Source organism: Pedobacter sp. MC2016-24, from assembly GCF_015223055.1.
Classification (GTDB): Bacteria; Bacteroidota; Bacteroidia; order Sphingobacteriales; family Sphingobacteriaceae; genus Pedobacter.
In genome coordinates this window covers 998380-1016761 of sequence record NZ_JADFBX010000001.1, presented here as the reverse complement: position 1 = coordinate 1016761, position 18382 = coordinate 998380, and the positions used below count along the sequence as shown (strand labels likewise).

10 protein-coding genes and 2 tRNA genes are annotated in these 18382 nt (G+C 43.7%); all 12 read left to right on the top strand.

Annotated elements, in window-relative coordinates; all coding sequences use genetic code 11:
• The first annotated feature begins 1 nt into the window (after position 1).
• The 12 genes from IM797_RS04540 (at position 2) to IM797_RS04485 (ending at position 18378) form a co-directional block, all read left to right on the top strand.
• Positions 2-892 (top strand): type IX secretion system membrane protein PorP/SprF, encoded by an 891-nt coding sequence (locus tag IM797_RS04540; protein WP_194125889.1) that lies wholly within the window; start codon positions 2-4, stop codon positions 890-892.
• Between the two features lie 349 nt (positions 893-1241).
• Positions 1242-1318, top strand: a tRNA-Pro gene (locus IM797_RS04535).
• Between the two features lie 51 nt (positions 1319-1369).
• Positions 1370-1443, top strand: a tRNA-Pro gene (locus IM797_RS04530).
• Between the two features lie 243 nt (positions 1444-1686).
• The gene (locus tag IM797_RS04525) at positions 1687-2295 is read left to right on the top strand and encodes an RNA polymerase sigma factor (RefSeq protein ID WP_228098708.1); all 609 of its coding nucleotides are present in this window, start codon (positions 1687-1689) and stop codon (positions 2293-2295) included.
• A 107-nt stretch (positions 2296-2402) separates the two neighbouring features.
• Entirely contained in the window at positions 2403-3578 is a 1176-nt protein-coding gene (locus IM797_RS04520; RefSeq protein WP_194125888.1) for a FecR family protein, read from the top strand.
• 403 nt (positions 3579-3981) lie between these two features.
• Positions 3982-7356, top strand: coding sequence for a SusC/RagA family TonB-linked outer membrane protein (locus tag IM797_RS04515; protein ID WP_194125887.1), 3375 nt, complete (start codon positions 3982-3984; stop codon positions 7354-7356).
• Between the two features lie 10 nt (positions 7357-7366).
• A complete protein-coding gene (locus IM797_RS04510) occupies positions 7367-8833 on the top strand; it encodes a RagB/SusD family nutrient uptake outer membrane protein (protein ID WP_194125886.1) in 1467 nt (488 codons plus the stop codon).
• A 40-nt stretch (positions 8834-8873) separates the two neighbouring features.
• On the top strand, positions 8874-9626 hold the full coding sequence (locus IM797_RS04505; protein WP_194125885.1) for a DUF4397 domain-containing protein: 753 nt from the start codon (positions 8874-8876) through the stop codon (positions 9624-9626).
• 53 nt (positions 9627-9679) lie between these two features.
• Positions 9680-10603 carry an ABC transporter ATP-binding protein gene (locus IM797_RS04500; protein WP_194125884.1) on the top strand — a complete coding sequence of 308 codons (924 nt, stop codon included), beginning with the start codon at positions 9680-9682 and terminating at the stop codon, positions 10601-10603.
• Positions 10604-10612: 9 nt separating this feature from the next.
• Positions 10613-12916 (top strand): Gldg family protein, encoded by a 2304-nt coding sequence (locus IM797_RS04495; RefSeq protein WP_194125883.1) that lies wholly within the window; start codon positions 10613-10615, stop codon positions 12914-12916.
• Between the two features lies 1 nt (position 12917).
• Entirely contained in the window at positions 12918-15587 is a 2670-nt protein-coding gene (locus tag IM797_RS28305; protein ID WP_228098707.1) for a hypothetical protein, read from the top strand.
• A gap of 1 nt (position 15588) precedes the next feature.
• Entirely contained in the window at positions 15589-18378 is a 2790-nt protein-coding gene (locus IM797_RS04485; protein WP_194125882.1) for a pitrilysin family protein, read from the top strand.
• Positions 18379-18382: the final 4 nt, after the last annotated feature.

Sequence of the window (18382 nt, the reverse complement as noted above, 5' to 3'; positions counted from 1 at the left end):
TATGAAAACAAGATATCAAATAGGCTTACTGATTGTTTTAGCGGCATTGTGCAGCAAGTCAGTAAACGCGCAGCTCAATCCGCTGTCGTCTCAATACTATACCAACCAATATTTAATTAACCCGGCCTTTGCAGGTGATGCTCAGGGCCTGAAGGTGAATGGCGCTTACCGGAAACTCTGGAGTAATGTACCCGGATCGCCTTTGACACAGAACGTGACCGTAGATTATGGCTTCGGTCGGGTTGGTTTAGGTTTAACTGTTAACAATGAAAGTGCGGGTCTGCAAAGGCAGACCCGTGTAGTAGGTAGTTATGCTTATCATTTACCTTTGAGCGGGGATGGGCAGCATCTGAATTTCGGGGTATCGGTTGGTTTTATGAGCCAGCGCCTGGAGAATGCGGATATTTATGGTAATCCAAGTGATCCGATGGTGGGGCAGTATAACGACCGTAAGACTTACCTGGACGGTGATTTCGGAATATCCTATACGTCTGATCACCTGAACATTCAGGCTTCGGTTCCGAACTTGAAAAGTGTACTGAAAAAAGATGTCATCAAACTGGCCGATGTCGCCACGTTTTATACCGCGATAAGCTATCGGCTTGCACTTAGCGAAGGTGCTAACGGAGTTGATGCTGAACCTAAATTTGTGTTTAGGGGAGTCAAAGGATTTGATAACATCTGGGACGCAGGCGCACAGGTAAGCCTTGTCGATAAGCAGGCATTTTTACTGGGCATGTACCACAGTAGCAAAAACGCAACCTTTGGTTTAGGAATGGACTACAAGCACCGGTACCTGATCAGCGGGACGTATACCACGCAAACTTCTGCCCTGAGTAATTATACGAATGGCAGTTTTGAGCTAAATCTACGGCTGAGTCTGGGCAAGTGATTTGAGTCCCTGCATGAAAGCCCCTGAAGAAATTCGGGGGCTTTACTTTGCAATTTGCTTCCGGAATTTTGATGGATTTCATTTACCTGGATTTTAATGAATTTTTTGTGGTTGTATAAGCGGTTGATTTAGTGATAGAAAGCCGTTTTTTTATGCTTGTGGATAGTTTTTTTCTTAAAAAAATGCAATATTTAATTTGTAGCAAAGTGTTTTTTTCTATCTTTGCGGCCGTAGTAATTGACACTGCAGCACGGTAAATTTATTTGAATAATATTAGTAGGATATATCATTTAAAAATTGTTACTTTGCAATCCCTTCGAAAAAGGGAATAAAAAAGGAGATACCAGTTCGGGGTGTAGCGTAGCCCGGTATCGCGCCTGCTTTGGGAGCAGGAGGTCGTAGGTTCGAATCCTGCCACCCCGACCAAATTACTTGGAAAAGTAGTTTAATATTGACCAGTAAAAACAGATACCAGTTCGGGGTGTAGCGTAGCCCGGTATCGCGCCTGCTTTGGGAGCAGGAGGTCGTAGGTTCGAATCCTGCCACCCCGACAAACGAGGTTCAGACCGAGTTATAACCCTCTAAATACTTCCTATTTAGAGGGTTTTTTGTTTTATTTCATATCAATCGAGGGCATAGGATCAAGCGGAATTCGGATCAATCCTAAATGTTGTGGAGCAGTAATGTTTGTGTTGGATTGCATAAGTTTTTGACCTCGATCTAATCGATTTGGGAAATATTTCATATTATTGGAGGCGGTTATATATTTTAGGACCATTATTCATATTTCTTTGATGACTTTAAAAGTAGAGGGGCAAGATGATCATTATTGGCTGGAGGAATTCCGAAAGGGGAATGAAAAGGCGCTGGCTCATTTTTATCAGTTGCATGGTAAGGGGCTTACTTTTTTCAGCAGTCGTCTGTTGCAGGATGTGGATGAGGCCAGGGATGTAGTTTCAGATTGTATTGTGAGACTTTGGAGTAAACATGCTGATTTTTCGGATCCGCAGAGTATTAAGGCTTTTTTGTACATCTCCTGCCGCAATGCTTGTTTGAATCATTTGGCGCATTTGAAGGTGAAGTCTGCTGCGCAAGAGACTTTGCTTAGGGAACTCGAGCGGGGGGAAGAGACAATTCTTCTGGATATCATTAAGTCGGAGATGCTGCATATTCTGGACCGTGAGATTGAGGCGTTGCCGGATACTTTGAAAGAGGTGTTTAAACGGATTTATATTGAGGGTAAAAAGACCGATGAAATTGCAGTGGAATTGGGGCTTTCGGTTAAAACAGTCCGTAATTATAAGGCCAATGCGGTTGAGTACTTGAAGACGGCGATGTTAAAGCGTGGGATTTCTGGTGCGGCCTATCTGGCGTTTTTGATGATGATTAACGCAAAGCCTTAAGATATGAATCAATCAATTTCTAAGACTTTTGGGCTTTAATTTTTGTGCCGCAAAAATAATTCAAATATTTTCGGGCGTTTTCTAATGTCTCCCTGTTTCTATATTATATGCCAGAAACTGAATTCCATATTGCTGAATTGATGACCGGATATCTTAGAGGGTCTTTGGATGCCGTTGCTCAGGCGGAACTGGAGGCCTGGGTTAATGCTTCTGATCGCAATAAAGCTTTCTTCGAAGCTTGCCAGGATGAGGGTTTACTACGTGAAGATTTCATTCACTACCATACTACTGATTTAGGGCTCACATGGGCAATGGTCATGCGTAAGATACATGCTAAATCTGTTACGACTGTACCGGTTCGGGTGCGGAAGATGGCTTTTGTCCACTATGTCAGCACTGCAGCGGTTCTCCTGGTAACTTTAAGTATTGGACTGTATTTTTTTATTGCTTCCCGTCAATTGGAGCGGAGTCAGGAACTTGCTTTTAGCAGGGTTAAGCCGGGTGGTAATAAAGCGTACTTGGTGTTGTCGGATGGAAAAAAAATTGCCTTGAATGATGTAACTACCGGTCGTTTAGCTATGGAAGCCGGGGTGGAGATCCGTAAGAATTCAGAAGGTAAACTGATTTATGTAGTAAAGGATAAGTCGGGTGTTGCTGATCAGTTTAATACCGTGGAGACACCAAGAGGCGGACAGTATGAGCTGATTTTACTTGATGGTACTAAGGTCTGGTTGAATGCTTCTTCTAAATTGGTTTATCCGGTTTCCTTTTCTGGTACTGGCGCCAGGAGAGTGGAGCTGACTGGTGAAGCATATTTTGAAGTAGCGAAAGATAAGACACATCCTTTTAAAGTGATCAGCGCGGGGCAGGAAGTGGAAGTTCTGGGTACTCATTTTGATATCAATAGTTATGCCGATGAGCCTGTGGTTCGGACTACATTATTGGAAGGTTCGGTTCGGGTGAATGGGAATACGGTGTTAAAACCTGGTGAGCAGTCTGTGCTATCGGATGGAAAGCTAAATGTGCGTTCGGTGAATACCGATCATGTGATGGATTGGAAGAACGGGGAGTTTGTGTTTGATAACGAATCTTTACCAAGTATACTGCGAAAGGTATCCAGATGGTATAATGTAGAGGTGGAATTTGTAAATCCTGACTTGAGAGCGATCACGTTTACGGGGTCTGTATCCAGGTTTGAGACTGTATCTGGTGTCCTTAAGGCACTACAACGAACCAGTAAAGTGCATTTTGTGATTGAGGGGAATGTCATCAAAGTGAAGTAAGTGTTTAATTTTTATAGAATCATCAATGAGGTTCAACCAACCTCTTAACCGCGAAGCTCTCATGAGCAATGAAATGAGAGTTAGCAAATAATTAATAGATCAACTAACCAATAAAAAGGTTTGTTCCTGACTTAATCAACAGGAGTAACCTTTTTAAAACCTAAACAAAATGAACAGAATCAGGGCAAAGGCGAGTTAATACTGCAGGATGGTTTTGAGGAGAAAAAGCCATGAAAGTGTTGAAGCACTTCCACGGCCATGAGTATCTGAGTTAACCCTTAAAAACTAATTGCGACATCGGTTTTATGTATTAACCCAAATCTTATTCGAAAGTATGAAATTATATGCTTTTAACCTAGGCGTGCCACGTTTTTGGTGGCTGCCGCCCAAATTTGTATTAATTATGAAGATGATCATAATTATCATGACGACCTTTTTACTGCAGCTGAGTGCTTCTGGCCTGGCTCAGCGGATAACTTATGTAAAACAGGGAACTACCTTAGATCAGGTATTTCAAGAAATCAAAAAACAGACTGGCTTTAAGGTATTATATTCTAACCAGATGGTGAATGGATCTTTAAGGGTCAATGCAGACTTTAAGAATTTGGATGTAAAGATGGTGATGGATGTGTTGTTGAAAGACCAGCCTTTAAGTTATGAAATTGAGGATAAACTGATTATGATCCGGGAGCGGAATAAAGGTGTTCTGGACCGAGTGGCTGCTATTTTTGCTGAGGATATGGAGCTGAATGGCCAGGTGGTTAACAAGAAAACCAATGAACCGCTAAGCGGGGTATCCATTAAGATCAGGAACAAGAGAGTGGGGACGGGGACGAATAATAAAGGTGAGTTTAAACTCTCGAAACTGGATCGGAATGCGGTTATTACCTTCAGCTTTGTGGGTTTTGATTCGGTGCAGGTCAGACTCAGTGAAATTCAGGAAATGGAGAACGGAGAGAGTTTTTCCACTAAAGGTGTTAACATCAGGAAAATCGCCGGGAGTTATTTTCTTACTGTAGCACTGGAACCTTCAGTATCTTATCTGGATGAAACCATTGTTCAGGGTTATGGTAAAACAGACCGGAGGATGGCAACAGGTAATATTTCTAAAGTTACTGCAGAAGATATAGAGAAACAGCCGGTGATGAACCCCTTATTGGCTTTACAAGGAAGGGTACCAGGTATGGTGGTTTCGCCGACCAGTGGTTATGCCAGTGGCGTAGTCAAAGTGGAAATTCGCGGACGTAGTACCATCAATTCTAAATTTACTTCTGATCCATTATACATCATTGACGGTGTACCTTTAACCTATTTGGAAATTGGTGGATTTTCTAGTTACGAAGGAGGGTCTACTGGTGTCATACAGAACGGTATTCCCAGTGTGACAGGCGGGCAAAGTCCGCTGTATAACATCAACCCGGGAGACATTGAGAGCATTGAGGTGTTAAAAGATGCAGATGCTACGGCAATTTATGGCTCACGTGGTGCCAATGGCGTAATTTTGATCACAACAAAAAAAGGAAAAATAGGAGCTACATCCGTTACAGCAAATGTTTCTCAGGGAGTCAGTAAAGTAAGCCGTTATTGGGACATGCTTAACACACAGCAATACCTGCAAATGAGGAGAGAAGCCTTTAAAAATGATGGTATTGTACCTACTGCCCTTAATGCACCAGATTTGACGGTTTGGGACACGACCAGGTATACCAATTGGCAAAAGGAATTGTGGGGAGGCACAGGGCAAATGACTAATGCGTCGATTGGCATGTCAGGAGGAACTGAAAATACGCAGTTTCGTATCAGTGGAAATTATACCCGTCAAACGGAAATCCTGACTACAACCGGAGCGAACAAACAGGCTGGATTAAAATTTGGCCTGACGAATTATTCTTTAAACCGGAAATTTAAAACAGATTTAGGCATTAACTATACTTATACAGATGTCAATAGTGTTGCTACGCCTAGTGCCGTTTTGTTGCCGCCCAATGCACCTCCTATTTACAACAGTGATGGCGGACTGAATTACCAGGAATGGAATGACGCAGGGCTTCCCTTTTCTTATCCGTTCGGCGGATTAAAAAGCATACAAAATTCGGAGACTTATCTCACTATGGTCAATCTAAACCTGGCATACGAACTGCTTAGGGGGGTTGAAGTCAGCACCAGTTTGGGCTTTAACAACAGCCAGAATGCGCTCGGCTCGGTTTCAACTATTGCCTCACAAAACCCCGTATTTGATCCGGTAGGGAGTGCAAGCAATGCTGTCAATAACAATCGAAACTGGATTGTGGAGCCACAAGTCAATTACAAAACAGAAATTGGAAAAGGCAAATTTACGGCATTGCTTGGGGCTACATTACAATCTACTGTTTCTAATTCCAACTATATTTTTGGTTACGGTTATACGGATGACAATTTGTTAGGTGCTATCGGACTTGCCCCCATCACTCAGATTAAAGATAAATCCGGGAAATACAAATATGCAGCCCTGTTTGGCCGCCTTAACTACAGCTGGGAGGATAAATATATTGTGAACATCAGTGGTAGGCGGGATGGCTCATCCCGTTTTGGCCCGGGAAAACAATATGGTAATTTCGGAGCCGTAGGTGTAGCATGGATTGTATCACAGGAAGCCTGGATCAAAAGCATACTTCCTGCTTTTGTGAGTTTTGTAAAATTAAGAGGAAGTTATGGAATTACAGGAAGTGATGGTGTTGGTGATTACCAATACCTTACCCAGTGGTCTAGTGCAATAGAGGGCTCAGCCATACTTTCTTACAACGGTGTCACGCCATTGGTCAGTTTACATGCGGTAAATCCAGATTACCGCTGGCAAGTGAATAAAAAACTGGAAGGAGGGCTGAGCCTTAGTTTTTTAAATGATAAAATTAATTTTGAAGCTGCCTATTACCGCAATAGCTGTAACAATCAACTCACAGACTACGATACACCCATCTTTAGTGGATTTCCCTCAGTTACAGCCAACTGGCCCGCTAATATTCAAAATAGCGGTTGGGAATTTAGTCTAAGTGCTAAACTGATCACCAGGAAAGATTTTAGCTGGTCTCTAAATATGAGTGGTTCAGTCAATAAAAATATTTTAGTGGATTATCCTGATATTGAACATTCTCCCTATGCACTTCAATATTTTATAGGTAAGCCGCTTAATGCTAAGTATTTGCTGCATTATACGGGTATCAATCCGCTGAATGGCCAATATTCCTATGAAGATTACAATCACGATGGAACTATAACTGGAACTGGTGATCAAAAACCAGGTACGGGATCAGATGATCGGTATATTACCATCAATATGGATCCTAAATTTTCTGGAGGCTTAGGGAATAACTTCAAGTACAAAAATTGGGGACTCAGTATGTTTTTTGAATATCGGAACCAAATGGGACTGAACAGCTCTTATGGTAGTATTGTTGGTTCCATGAGCAATATTCCTTTAGAGATTTATAATAACCATTGGTCGCAACCAGGCCAACAGGCTAAATACGCGCTTTTTACCACTCGTTATTTGGCCAGCAATTCAAATATTGGGAATTCTGATCTGGCCTATACTGATGCTTCTTATCTGCGATTGAATAATGTCTCCTTAGATTATACTTTACCAGAAAAGCTACTGAAGAATAAGCGAATTAATATTTATATACGTGCACAAAATGTATGGACCTGGACCAGGTATGAAGGTTTGGATCCCACTACGCAAAGCTTTGGTACCATTCCGACAGCTAAAGTATTTGTTGCAGGTTTTTCACTGACACTTTAAATATTCGACTATGTGTAATCTATATTTTTATACCACGAGGAGTTTGCTGCTGCTATCAGTCCTCTTCCTATTTTCCTGTAATAAGCTGGTAGAAATCCCGGAGCCAAAAGATACCTTAACTACAGTTAAAGTATTTACCAACGATGCTCAGGCGCAAAGTGCCATGGCGGGTGTATTGTCTGCGATGATCAACGGCTTAGATAAGGCTAATGCGAAATTGGGAGCTAATGGTTTTAGCAATGGACAAGTTACCATATTTAATGCCAGTTCTGCGGATGAAATAACCTTCTTTGGTATAGGTGAAGACCCTTATGGTTCCAATTCCCTGACTGCGGGTGTCCAGGATGGCATATGGGCATCTGCTTATCAGGCAATTTATGGTGCCAATGCGATCATAGAAGGAATAGCTGCTTCAACATCGCCGGACTTACGCACAAAAACAAGAGTAGAACTTGCAGCAGAAGCCAAATTTATCCGTGCATTTAGTTACTTCTATTTAATCAATAATTATGGCGATGTTCCATTATCTCTCACTATTGATTTTAATCAAACCGTAAATCTACCCAGGGCGGCTGTTGCAGTTGTTTATCAGCAAATTATCAATGACCTGCTCGACGCAATCAAGGGCTTACCTGCAGATTATGCTACTGCCGCAGGGGAGCGTATCCGGGTCAATAAATGGGGGGCTAAAGCGATGCTGGCCAGGGTTTACCTCTTTACAGGCAACAATACTGAGGCCGTTAATGCGGCTACAGAGGTTATTGGGCAAACGGCACTTTACCAGTTGGAAACGACCGATTTGAATCGAGTGTTTTTAAAAAACAGCTTGGAGGCCATCTGGCAGTTACAGCAAAATAGTGCAACCCCAGATCTTGGAACTGCAACACGGGAAGGGTATAATTCCTTACCAAATGCTACTTCAGGAGTTAATTCCGGGCTTTCAACCAATTTGCTGAACGCTTTTGAACCTGGAGATTTGCGAAGATCTGCCTGGGTAAATCGTGTTGAATTTCCTAAAGGTAGCGGCACCTACTATATGTATGCCTCTAAATATAAAACAGGTGCTGATAACCGCGTAATTGGGACTAAGCCCCAGGTTGAGCCAACTGAGTATTACATGGTGCTGCGGCTTGCCGAACAATACTTGATTCGTGCTGAAGCTGCGGCAATTGGCGGACAAACAGGATCAGCCATTGATGATCTCAATGTGATCAGAAGACGTGCAGGCTTAGGAGAACTGTCTAAAACACTAACTAAAGAACAGGTGCTTGCAGCGGTTGCTAAAGAAAGACAGACAGAGCTTTTTATGGAATGGGGACACCGTTGGATGGACCTGAAAAGGACAGGTAAAGCTGAGGAAGTGCTTTCAGCTATTCCGCAAAAGCAACCCTGGAAAGGAAGTTACCAATTACTGTATCCCATTCCTATTGAGGAGATTCGGAAAGATCATTTCCTGACCCAAAACCCAAATTATTAATAACAACTACATCATTAGCAATTTGAATGTTATGAAAAAAATGAGCTTACTCTTTATATCGGCCTGTTTATGTTTATCCGTAGCTGTTTCTTGTAAAAAGGAATTGAGTCCGGAAAATGTGACTTCCCTAACGATCATCAATGCCTTACCGGGCAACCGGTTTATGCTAGCTGATTTAAGCGGAAAATCAACGGACGAATCCATTACTGGAGGATTAGCGCTGTATTACGGCGTATATGATCCGAATACCCGTTTATCTGTTACTGCTGGAGAACAGCCAATGGCATTTTATAAATCTCCTGTTTTAACAGGAGATAAGCCCTTGTATCAGCTTAGCCTGAATCCAAAAGGTGGGGAAATTACCACCTTGTTTTTAACCGGGACTCAAAGCCATCCAGAACACTTTGTGGTTAATGACAAGCCACCTTTTTATTCGGTGAAAGATAGCCTGGTTGGTTTGAGATTGATCAACTTATCAGCTGGAAGTGGCCCTTTACAGGTGAAAATTTCGGGTCAGGGTTTGAACACGGTGGTCATGAGCAATAATCTAGCTTATAAAAGCTTTACTACATATCTTCCGGTAGCTGCTACTTCAAAGGTAGGTGATTTGCTGGTTGAATTTTTTGACCAGGCCACAGGTGATCTTGTGGCCAGTTATCCTTTGCCCGGTGTGGGAGCTGTTCTTACGGATAATCCCTGGCGGTACCACAATTATACACTTGCCTTAATAGGACTCCCAAATGCTGCTGGCACTGCTGATGCCCAGGGGGTATTGAAGATCTATGATTTTTAACAAATAAGGCTTTACAGACTTTCTTCTCGAATACACCATTTAAACCAATAAATATGGAACCAATCGTTCGTATTAGCGGGCTGTCGCACCGTTATAGTACCAGCTGGGCTATACGCGACATTAATTTAGAGATTCCACGCAGTGGAATTCTAGGATTGCTGGGCTCTAATGGAGCTGGTAAATCAACTACCATGAACATTCTTTGCGGGGTACTGACACCAACTACCGGAGAGGTGGTCATCAATGGTATTAACCTGGCCAAACAACCTGAACTGGCCAAACAGGAAATTGGCTTTTTACCACAAACCCCACCGCTATATATGGACTTAACGGTGGATGAATATCTGGTACACACAGCAATTCTGCGTTCTGTAGAAAAAAGCCAGCTGAAAAAAGCGCTGGAAGAAGTGAAAGCGCGTTGCGGATTGACGCACATCAACAAAAGATTAATCAAGAACTTATCCGGCGGATACAAACAAAGGGTAGGGATTGCACAAGCCATCATTCACCACCCCAAACTGGTGGTGTTTGATGAGCCGACCAATGGCCTTGATCCAAACCAGATCCTGGAAGTGCGTGCATTGATCAAGGACATCGCTACAGAACGTGCCGTGATCCTTTCTACCCATATCCTGACCGAAGTGCAGTACCTGTGCCGGGATATTGTGATGATTGAAAGTGGCAGAATTGTCTTTGCAGACACCATGGAAGCTTTCGACAATTATATTGCTCCGCATAGCATGCTGGTGATCATGGAAAATGCGCCTCCCGCCGAGGCCTTGATGGCCATTGAAGGCATTGTAAGGATAGAAATGCTGACGGAGAAACAGTTGCGGATTTACTTTAATGGCGACCGGAATATTGCTGAAAAGGTGGTGCTGGAAAGTGCAAAACAAGGCTGGCGCTTGCGTGAGCTGAATATGGAGAAGAACTCTTTAGATGAAACTTTCGCTCAATTGTCCAGGATCTCTAATTAAAAAGTACTGATGAAAAAAATAATACAGATAGCCAGGCTGGAACTCAGCCTGCTATTTTATTCTCCGATTGCCTGGTTACTCATCATGGTCTTCTTTGTGCAAATGATACTTACTTTTATTCCTAATTTGCGCAGTCTGTTGCACTTGCAGGAACTTGGTTTTGGCATTTCCTTCGTTACCGATCGTTTATTTACGACCACAGCTGTGGGGCCCGGGGGTATTTATGCCTTAATTCTTAAAAGCCTGTTTTTATATACTCCCCTGGTGACCATGGGCATCATCAGCAGGGAAACCAGTAGCGGAACGATTAAATTATTGTATTCTTCACCGGTAAAGCTGACTGAAATCGTTCTTGGAAAGTTTCTTTCTATGATGATGTACAACCTGGTGATTATAGGTATAATGGGACTTTTTCTTGTATTTGGTACCTTATATATTGAACATGTGGATTATCCACATCCACTGGTAGCTCTGTTGGGCTGTTATCTGTTACTTTGTGCCTACGCTGCAGCCGGCATTTTCATGTCCAGCTTAACCACTTACCAGGTGGTAGCCGGGATCAGTACTTTCATGGTGCTTACTTTTTTAACCTATATCGGTGGTTATGGGCAACGGATAGACTTTGTGCGTGACCTGACCCATAGTCTGGATATCGGAAGGCGTACGGAAGTGATGGTGGCAGGTTTGCTGACCAGTCGTGATGTCATTTATTACCTCGTCATTTCTGGAATTTTCCTGGCTTTTACCATAGCCAGGCTTGAACTGGCCAGAACTTCGAGGCCATTTTTATACCAGGCTAGCCGTTATGTGTGGATTGTGGCTATTGGGCTTGCTGTGGCCTATACCAGTTCGCGACTACCCTTGATTGCTTATTACGATGCCACAGCTACTGATGTAAACACCATCGTTAAACCTGTTCAGAAGCTCTTAAAGGACATGGGTGATGAACCGCTTGAAATGACCGAGTACATCAATGCGATGGACGCTACCTATAGTTACGGGGATCCACTTTTTCGTTTAGGTTCTATAGCGCGTTGGGAACCTTACCTGCGCTTTAAATCAAACATCAAACTGAAATGGGTGTATTATTACGACAACATCCCCGGCGCTGAGTATCACGCAAGTAATTCTGGGAAAAGTTTGAAAACACTGTTTAAAGAAAGGGCAAAAAGTTTAGACCTGGATACTGCCGATTTCATCGGGCCTGAGCAGATCCGGAAATTGGTGGATTTGCGCGGGGAAAATGGACGTTTGATCATACAATTGAAATACAAGGATAGAACTACTTTTCTGCGAACTTTCTCTGATGGGGCATTCTGGCCTGGGGCACCAGAAATTGCCGCAGGACTGAAGCGCTTGTTGGTTAGGCCACCTAAAATTGTGTTTGCGATGGATGGTTATCAGCGCAGTGTAGATAAAGTTGGTGACCGCGACTATAAAATGCTGCTGAATACAAAAATCAATCGTACTTCTTTAATCAACCAGGGCTTTGATATCGATAGCGTTGCTATAGAAAATGAAGAGATCCCTCAGGGAATTGCTGTACTTGTCATTGGCGACCCGAGGGTAGCCTTTAGTGCAACGGCACTCGCTAAAATCAGAAAGTATGTTGCGGATGGTGGAAACCTGATGGTCAACGGAGAACCGGGTAAACAAACTGTGATAAATCCATTACTGGAAGATTTGGGTGTTCAAATGTTAGCTGGTACACTTGTACAGCGCAGCAGGGACTTTTCTTATGGTCTGGTTACGCCAAGGCTGACTAAAGATGCCGTGCAGATGAGCGCTGCATTAGCAGAGCCTTACGCAGAAAAGGGTGTGGTATCGATGTCTGGTGTTGCAGCTTTAAGCAATGGGGGGAAGGCTGGTTTTAAAACAGAGCCGCTATTGATGACCGATGCAAAAACAAGCTGGATTAAAAAAGGATCTTTTGTACTGGATTCGGCAGCATTGGTTTTTGAGGCCAAAAATGGCGACCAGCATGGCACTTTTCCTGGAGCATTGATGCTGACCCGCAAAATTAACAACAAAGACCAACGGATCCTGGTATCTGGCGATGCTGATTTCCTTAGCAATAAAGAACTGGGCCGGAATAACATTAAAACGGTTAACGGATCTTTTGCAATCTCTGTTTTCAGTTGGTTTTCCAACAATGAGTTTCCGGTAGATGTAAGCCGGCCTGAGGGAAAAGATAACACGATAAAGCTGAGTAAGGTAGGATTTAAAACTGTCCGGGTATTGTATTGTGGGGTGATTCCAGTGGCCATCGTCCTGCTGGGCATGGTGCTATTGATTCGTAGAAAACGTAAATAAGATGAGCTTTATAACCGATAAACAAACGATCGATGACTTGAATATCTTCTCCAAATCTGGGAGCGATTCGATCTACTATATTTTCAACAAAACCTTCACGCAGGGCGGTGCGGCCCTGCTGGAGGAGCTGTTCCGCAATCCGCTTGCAGAGCACCAGGCCATCAATGACCGGGTGGCCGTGCTGCGGTATTTTCTGGAAAGTAAAACCGCTTTCCCCTTGCAGGGCAACCGCTTTGAAGAAGCTGAACGTTATTTAAGCAATACCGACCCGCGCAGCAGGTTGTCTAACCAGGGCTTTAGCATGGCTGATTTCAATGCCGCTGCCCAAAGTGTAACTGCACTGATGGAGATTTTGCAGGGATTGAAAAAGTTTATGCAGGAGATCCAGGCTAAAGTAACTGGAAATCCTTATGGCCTGGAAGTAGAAAAAGTTCTGGCCTTGTTGAATGCCAAAGAACTGGAGCTCTTGTTTACCGATCATGGCAAGGGCAAGATCTCTTCCGGGAAGATTGTCGAGTACGACAATATTTTACGGTTCCAGCAGCGGGGACTGCTGGAAAAAATATTACAGCACATCTATCAGTTGGATGTTTATATTTCCATTGCCGGTGTTGCCCTGGAAAAAGGTTATAGCTTTGCTACAGCTTTAAAACGTGATGCCAACCGTTTGGAGCTGCAAGGTGTTTACCATCCTTTGCTGAATAAACCGGTTGCCAACTCTTTAACCATGACCCCGGACAGCAATATTGTGTTCCTGACGGGCGCCAATATGGGTGGTAAATCCACTTTCATGAAATCGCTGAGCATCGCCATGTACCTGGCACACCTGGGGTTCCCGATCGCCGCAAAAAGTATGGAATTCTCGGTTTGCGATGGCATGTACACCACGATCAATTTACCGGATAACCTGGCCATGGGTGCCAGTCATTTTTATGCCGAGGTACTCCGTGTAAAAAAGGTAGCCGTAGAACTTGGAGCGGGTAAAAACCTGTTTGTGGTTTTTGATGAACTATTCAGAGGTACGAACGTAAAGGATGCCTACGAAGGTACGATTGCCATTATGGAAGCTTTTGCCAGCAAGCCGCATTCGTTGTTTGTGATCTCTACCCACATCATGGAAGCGGGAGAAGTACTGCAAAAGAAATGTAAAAACATGATTTTCCGTTACCTGCCTACACGTATGGAAAACGGCAAACCTGTCTATACTTATACCCTGACTGAAGGGATTACCGACGATCGGCATGGGATGATCATCATCAATAACGAAGGCGTGATTGAGCTGATCCAGGATAAAAAGCAAGCCAAACAACCACATGCTGATTTCCTGGCCGATAAACAGACCATTGAAGATTTAAACCTGCAAGGCAAGTTCAAACAGCAATCTATTTACAGTTTGTTCAACCATTTGCAGACCCGGGGTGGGGAAAAGATGCTGGAAGGCATGTTTGCCAGGCCCTTGAAAACACCAGGACAGATCAACCAGCGGAGTGCCACATTTGCATTTTTCCAGCAGCACCGGGTAATTTTCCCGGTGATCCGTTCACAAGTAGAATCGATGGAAGATTACCTTGCTGGAGGCGCAGGGGCAGCCTTGCCAAGAGTAGCCTGGGGCATTTTCACCAGGAAGTTTAAACAGGTACTTTTTCACAATGCTGAACTGCTGCAGCTACAGGCTGGTCAGTCGGTAACGATAGAAGTATTACAGGCTTTCCGTGATTTCTTTAAAGAACTTAAAAACAAGCAAGGTGTTGAAGTTTATCAGAAAGAGCTGGATACGGCATTAAAAGTATTGCAGGATTCCAGGTTGCAAAGCCTGCTGGACGCGCCTGAAGGACAGTTTTCTTTGATGCAATTGATCAAAAATGATTATGTGGTCCGCCACGCGATGATCGGCCAGATGGAAAGCCTGTTGAAACTGATCTATGAACTGGACGTATTTGTTGGGGTAGCTGCAGTAGCTGCTGAGCAGGATTTTATTTATGCGAAGGCGCTACCGGCCGAACAGATGGTGTTGGATCTGGAAGGTTTCCGCCATCCGGGATTGAGAAAAGGGGTGAGCAATAACCTACAGCTGACTAAAGATACAAACATGCTGTTTTTGACAGGAGCGAATATGGCGGGTAAATCGACCTTTATGAAATCCATGGGGATTGCGGTTTACCTGGCACACATGGGCTTCCCGGTAGCAGCAAAACGCATGGAGTTTTCGGTTAAAGACGGTTTGTTCTCTTCAATCAACGTATCGGATAACCTGGATATGGGCTATAGCCATTTTTACGCGGAAGTACTGCGCACCAAGACGGTGGCACAGGCCGTCAATGCCTCGCAGGATTTGTATGTGTTGTTTGATGAGCTGTTTAAAGGAACGAATGTGAAGGATGCTTATGATGCAACCTTAGCGGTAACCAAGGCTTTCTCGGAAAACCCGAACAGTTTCTTTGTGGTCTCTACCCACATCATTGAAGTAGGGGAAGCCCTGGGTAAAATCTCGGATAACGTACAATTCTCTTTCCTGCCAACGGTGATGAAAGATGGGGTACCTACTTATCCGTATACACTGGCCAACGGTATCACCACAGATAGACAGGGCATGATCATCATCGAGAATGAAAAGATTGTGGAGATCATTCAAGCAAATGGTCCGGTAAAACCTAACCTCATTTACAATTGACATGACATTTAAATATAGAATTTTAAGTTTTTTTTTAGTTGCGGCGTTCTGCATCCCTTTGGCCTGTAAAACACAGCTGGATTCCCAGGCATTGTTGCTGGATCCGGCTGTGAGAACAGGGAAATTACCGAATGGCTTTACCTATTACATCCGTAAAAACAAAACACCAGAAAAACGGGTGATGATGTACCTGGCGGTTAAAGCCGGTTCTATCCTGGAAACCGATCAGCAAAGGGGGGTAGCCCATTTTATGGAGCACATGAGTTTCAACGGAACCAAACATTTCCCCAAAAAGGAACTGTCCAATTACCTGGAGAAAGCCGGAGTGCGTTTTGGTGCAGACATCAATGCGAATACCACGCCAGATGAAACGGTGTATCAATTGCCTTTGCCTTCAGATAATCCAGAGTTACTGGCTAGTGGCTTACAGATTATGCGGGATTGGGCGCAGGATGCGAATATCGAAGCTGAAGATGTGGAAAGGGAACGTCATGTGATCCTTGAAGAGAAACGTGTACGCCAGGGCATGGCACAGCGTTATGAAGAACAGAGTATCCCAATCTATACCAATGGATCCCGTTATGGGAGTCGTTTGCCGATTGGAACAGAAGAGGTGCTGTTGAATGTGACACCGGAAGTGATCCGTAGTTTTTATAAAGATTGGTATCGACCCGATTTACAGGCTTTAATCGTTGTCGGGGATATTGATGTTGATCAAATGGAAAAAGACATCAAAGCGAAGTTTTCCGATCTGAAAAATCCAGAAAAGGAGAAAGAGCGCCCAGTATACCGTGCGAAATTAACCGGTAAAAACCAGTATATGCAGTTTGTAGATCCGGAATGGGGAGGAGTCTCCATCGAAATTATGATGAAGCAACAGCAAACCATTATGGCTACTACGGCTGATTACCGGAAAAATCTACTGAGAAATCTATTGGCCCAAATGCTGAATGCCAGATTTAGGCAAATTCCCTTTGCTACCCTTAGTTCATTGACTGGTGGGCTCGATGCTTTCTCTATAAATGTGACCACCAAACCAGCAGAAACCCAACCATCGCTGCAAAGCGTTTGGCTGGAACTGAGGCGAATGCAGGAGCAGGGCTTTTTGCAAACCGAACTGGACCGGGTAAAAAAAAGTTATCAGCAAGGCATGGCCGATGCCCTGAAAGAAAAAGACAAAACGGCTTCAGAAATCCTGATCAAACCGTACCTGCAGCATTTTCTGACCGGTAATGTCAGTCCTGGTATAGCGAAAGAAAATGAACTGGTCAGTCAGTTCCTTCCAGATATAACGCTAACTGAAATCAATGACCTGCTGAAATCTTATTTCAAGGATACTGATCGTGACATCATTGTGAAATCTGCCCCGGAAAATAAGGCTTTTCTACCAGACGAGGCCAGTGTGCTGAGCTGGATAGCCGCAGTTTATGTGCAACCTTTAGATCCATTTGTAGATGAGGCGCAGGATCTCCCTTTGTTGAAGCAATCATTAAGCCCGGGCAAGATCACTACTGTTGAAAATTTTGAAAAGGTCGGTGTACAACAGGTCACCTTGAGTAATGGCCTAAAGGTTTTCCTGAAGAAAACAAACTTCCAGAACGACCAGATTATCTTTAAGGGATTTGCGGAAGGAGGAGCTTCTTTATATCCGGATGCAGATTACCAAAATGCCATCAATGCCGCTAAAATCATCACGAATTCGGGAGCTGGTAACTATGGGTCCGAGCAATTGGGTAAATTGTTAACCGGCAAACAGGTACAGGTTAGCCCATTTATTGGCGACACTTATCAGGGATTTAATGGGGCTACAACCCAAGAAGATTTGTCAACCACACTTGAACTCCTCAACGCTTATTTTACAGAACCCCGCAAGGATGAAAATGCGTTCAATACCTTAATGAGCAGGTCTAAATCAGATTTGATCAATAAAACAAACAGCCCCAATGAGGTATTTGTGGATACAGTAAATCTGGTCTTAGGAAACTACCACGCCCGTAAAAAGCCTCAAACGATCCAGAGCCTGAACGCGATCCGTCTGGACCGGGCATATGAAATCTACAGGGAACGTTTTTCGGATGCTTCAGGTTTCAGTTTCTTTTTTGTAGGCAACCTGGATCTGGAAAAGGTAAAACCTTTACTGGAGAAATACCTGGGCTCCTTACCCGCCACAGGTAAAAAAGAAGCGATCCTCGATCTGGGTATGAACGTTCCTCCAGGCCGGATTTCAAAAACCATTTATAAAGGTACGGCACAGAAATCAAGGGTCATTCTAACGTATTCAGGCAATTTCGATTTCAATTATGAAAACACCCTTCAGATGAACGCCATTGCCGACGCCCTGAAAATCAACATAACCAAGAGGCTTCGGGATCAGGAAGGGGGGACTTACACGCCAGATGTTCAGATGAGCCTGAGTAAGTATCCGAAGAGCCGATTTGCACTGGTTATTTCTTTTGATTGCGGACCTGAGCATGTAGAACCGCTTATTGCTTCCGCACAGGATGAACTGAACAAACTGAGGCGCAATGGTCCTTCTGTTGAAAACCTGGAGAAATTTAAAGCCTCCAGCAGGATACAATTGCAAACCGCGTTAACCAATAATCAGTTCTGGCTGGATTACCTGGCCGCTCAGGTGATGAATAGGGAGCCCCTGGTCCAGCTTTTGGATCATGACAATGCAATTAAAAAGGTAACCACTGCATCCGTTCAGCACGCAGCAGTAACCTATATCCAGGACAACAACTATGTAAGGCTGGTATTGATGCCGGAAAAAACTAACCCTAGATTTTAAAAAC

Bases quoted from the DNA above. Each gene is read 5' to 3' on its own strand.
- IM797_RS04540 (WP_194125889.1), top strand. From the start codon at position 2: ATGAAAACAAGATATCAAATAGGCTTACTGATTGTTTTAGCGGCATTG.
- IM797_RS04525 (WP_228098708.1), top strand. From the start codon at position 1,687: ATGACTTTAAAAGTAGAGGGGCAAGATGATCATTATTGGCTGGAGGAA.
- IM797_RS04520 (WP_194125888.1), top strand. From the start codon at position 2,403: ATGCCAGAAACTGAATTCCATATTGCTGAATTGATGACCGGATATCTT.
- IM797_RS04515 (WP_194125887.1), top strand. From the start codon at position 3,982: ATGAAGATGATCATAATTATCATGACGACCTTTTTACTGCAGCTGAGT.
- IM797_RS04510 (WP_194125886.1), top strand. From the start codon at position 7,367: ATGTGTAATCTATATTTTTATACCACGAGGAGTTTGCTGCTGCTATCA.
- IM797_RS04505 (WP_194125885.1), top strand. From the start codon at position 8,874: ATGAGCTTACTCTTTATATCGGCCTGTTTATGTTTATCCGTAGCTGTT.
- IM797_RS04500 (WP_194125884.1), top strand. From the start codon at position 9,680: ATGGAACCAATCGTTCGTATTAGCGGGCTGTCGCACCGTTATAGTACC.
- IM797_RS04495 (WP_194125883.1), top strand. From the start codon at position 10,613: ATGAAAAAAATAATACAGATAGCCAGGCTGGAACTCAGCCTGCTATTT.
- IM797_RS28305 (WP_228098707.1), top strand. From the start codon at position 12,918: ATGAGCTTTATAACCGATAAACAAACGATCGATGACTTGAATATCTTC.
- IM797_RS04485 (WP_194125882.1), top strand. From the start codon at position 15,589: ATGACATTTAAATATAGAATTTTAAGTTTTTTTTTAGTTGCGGCGTTC.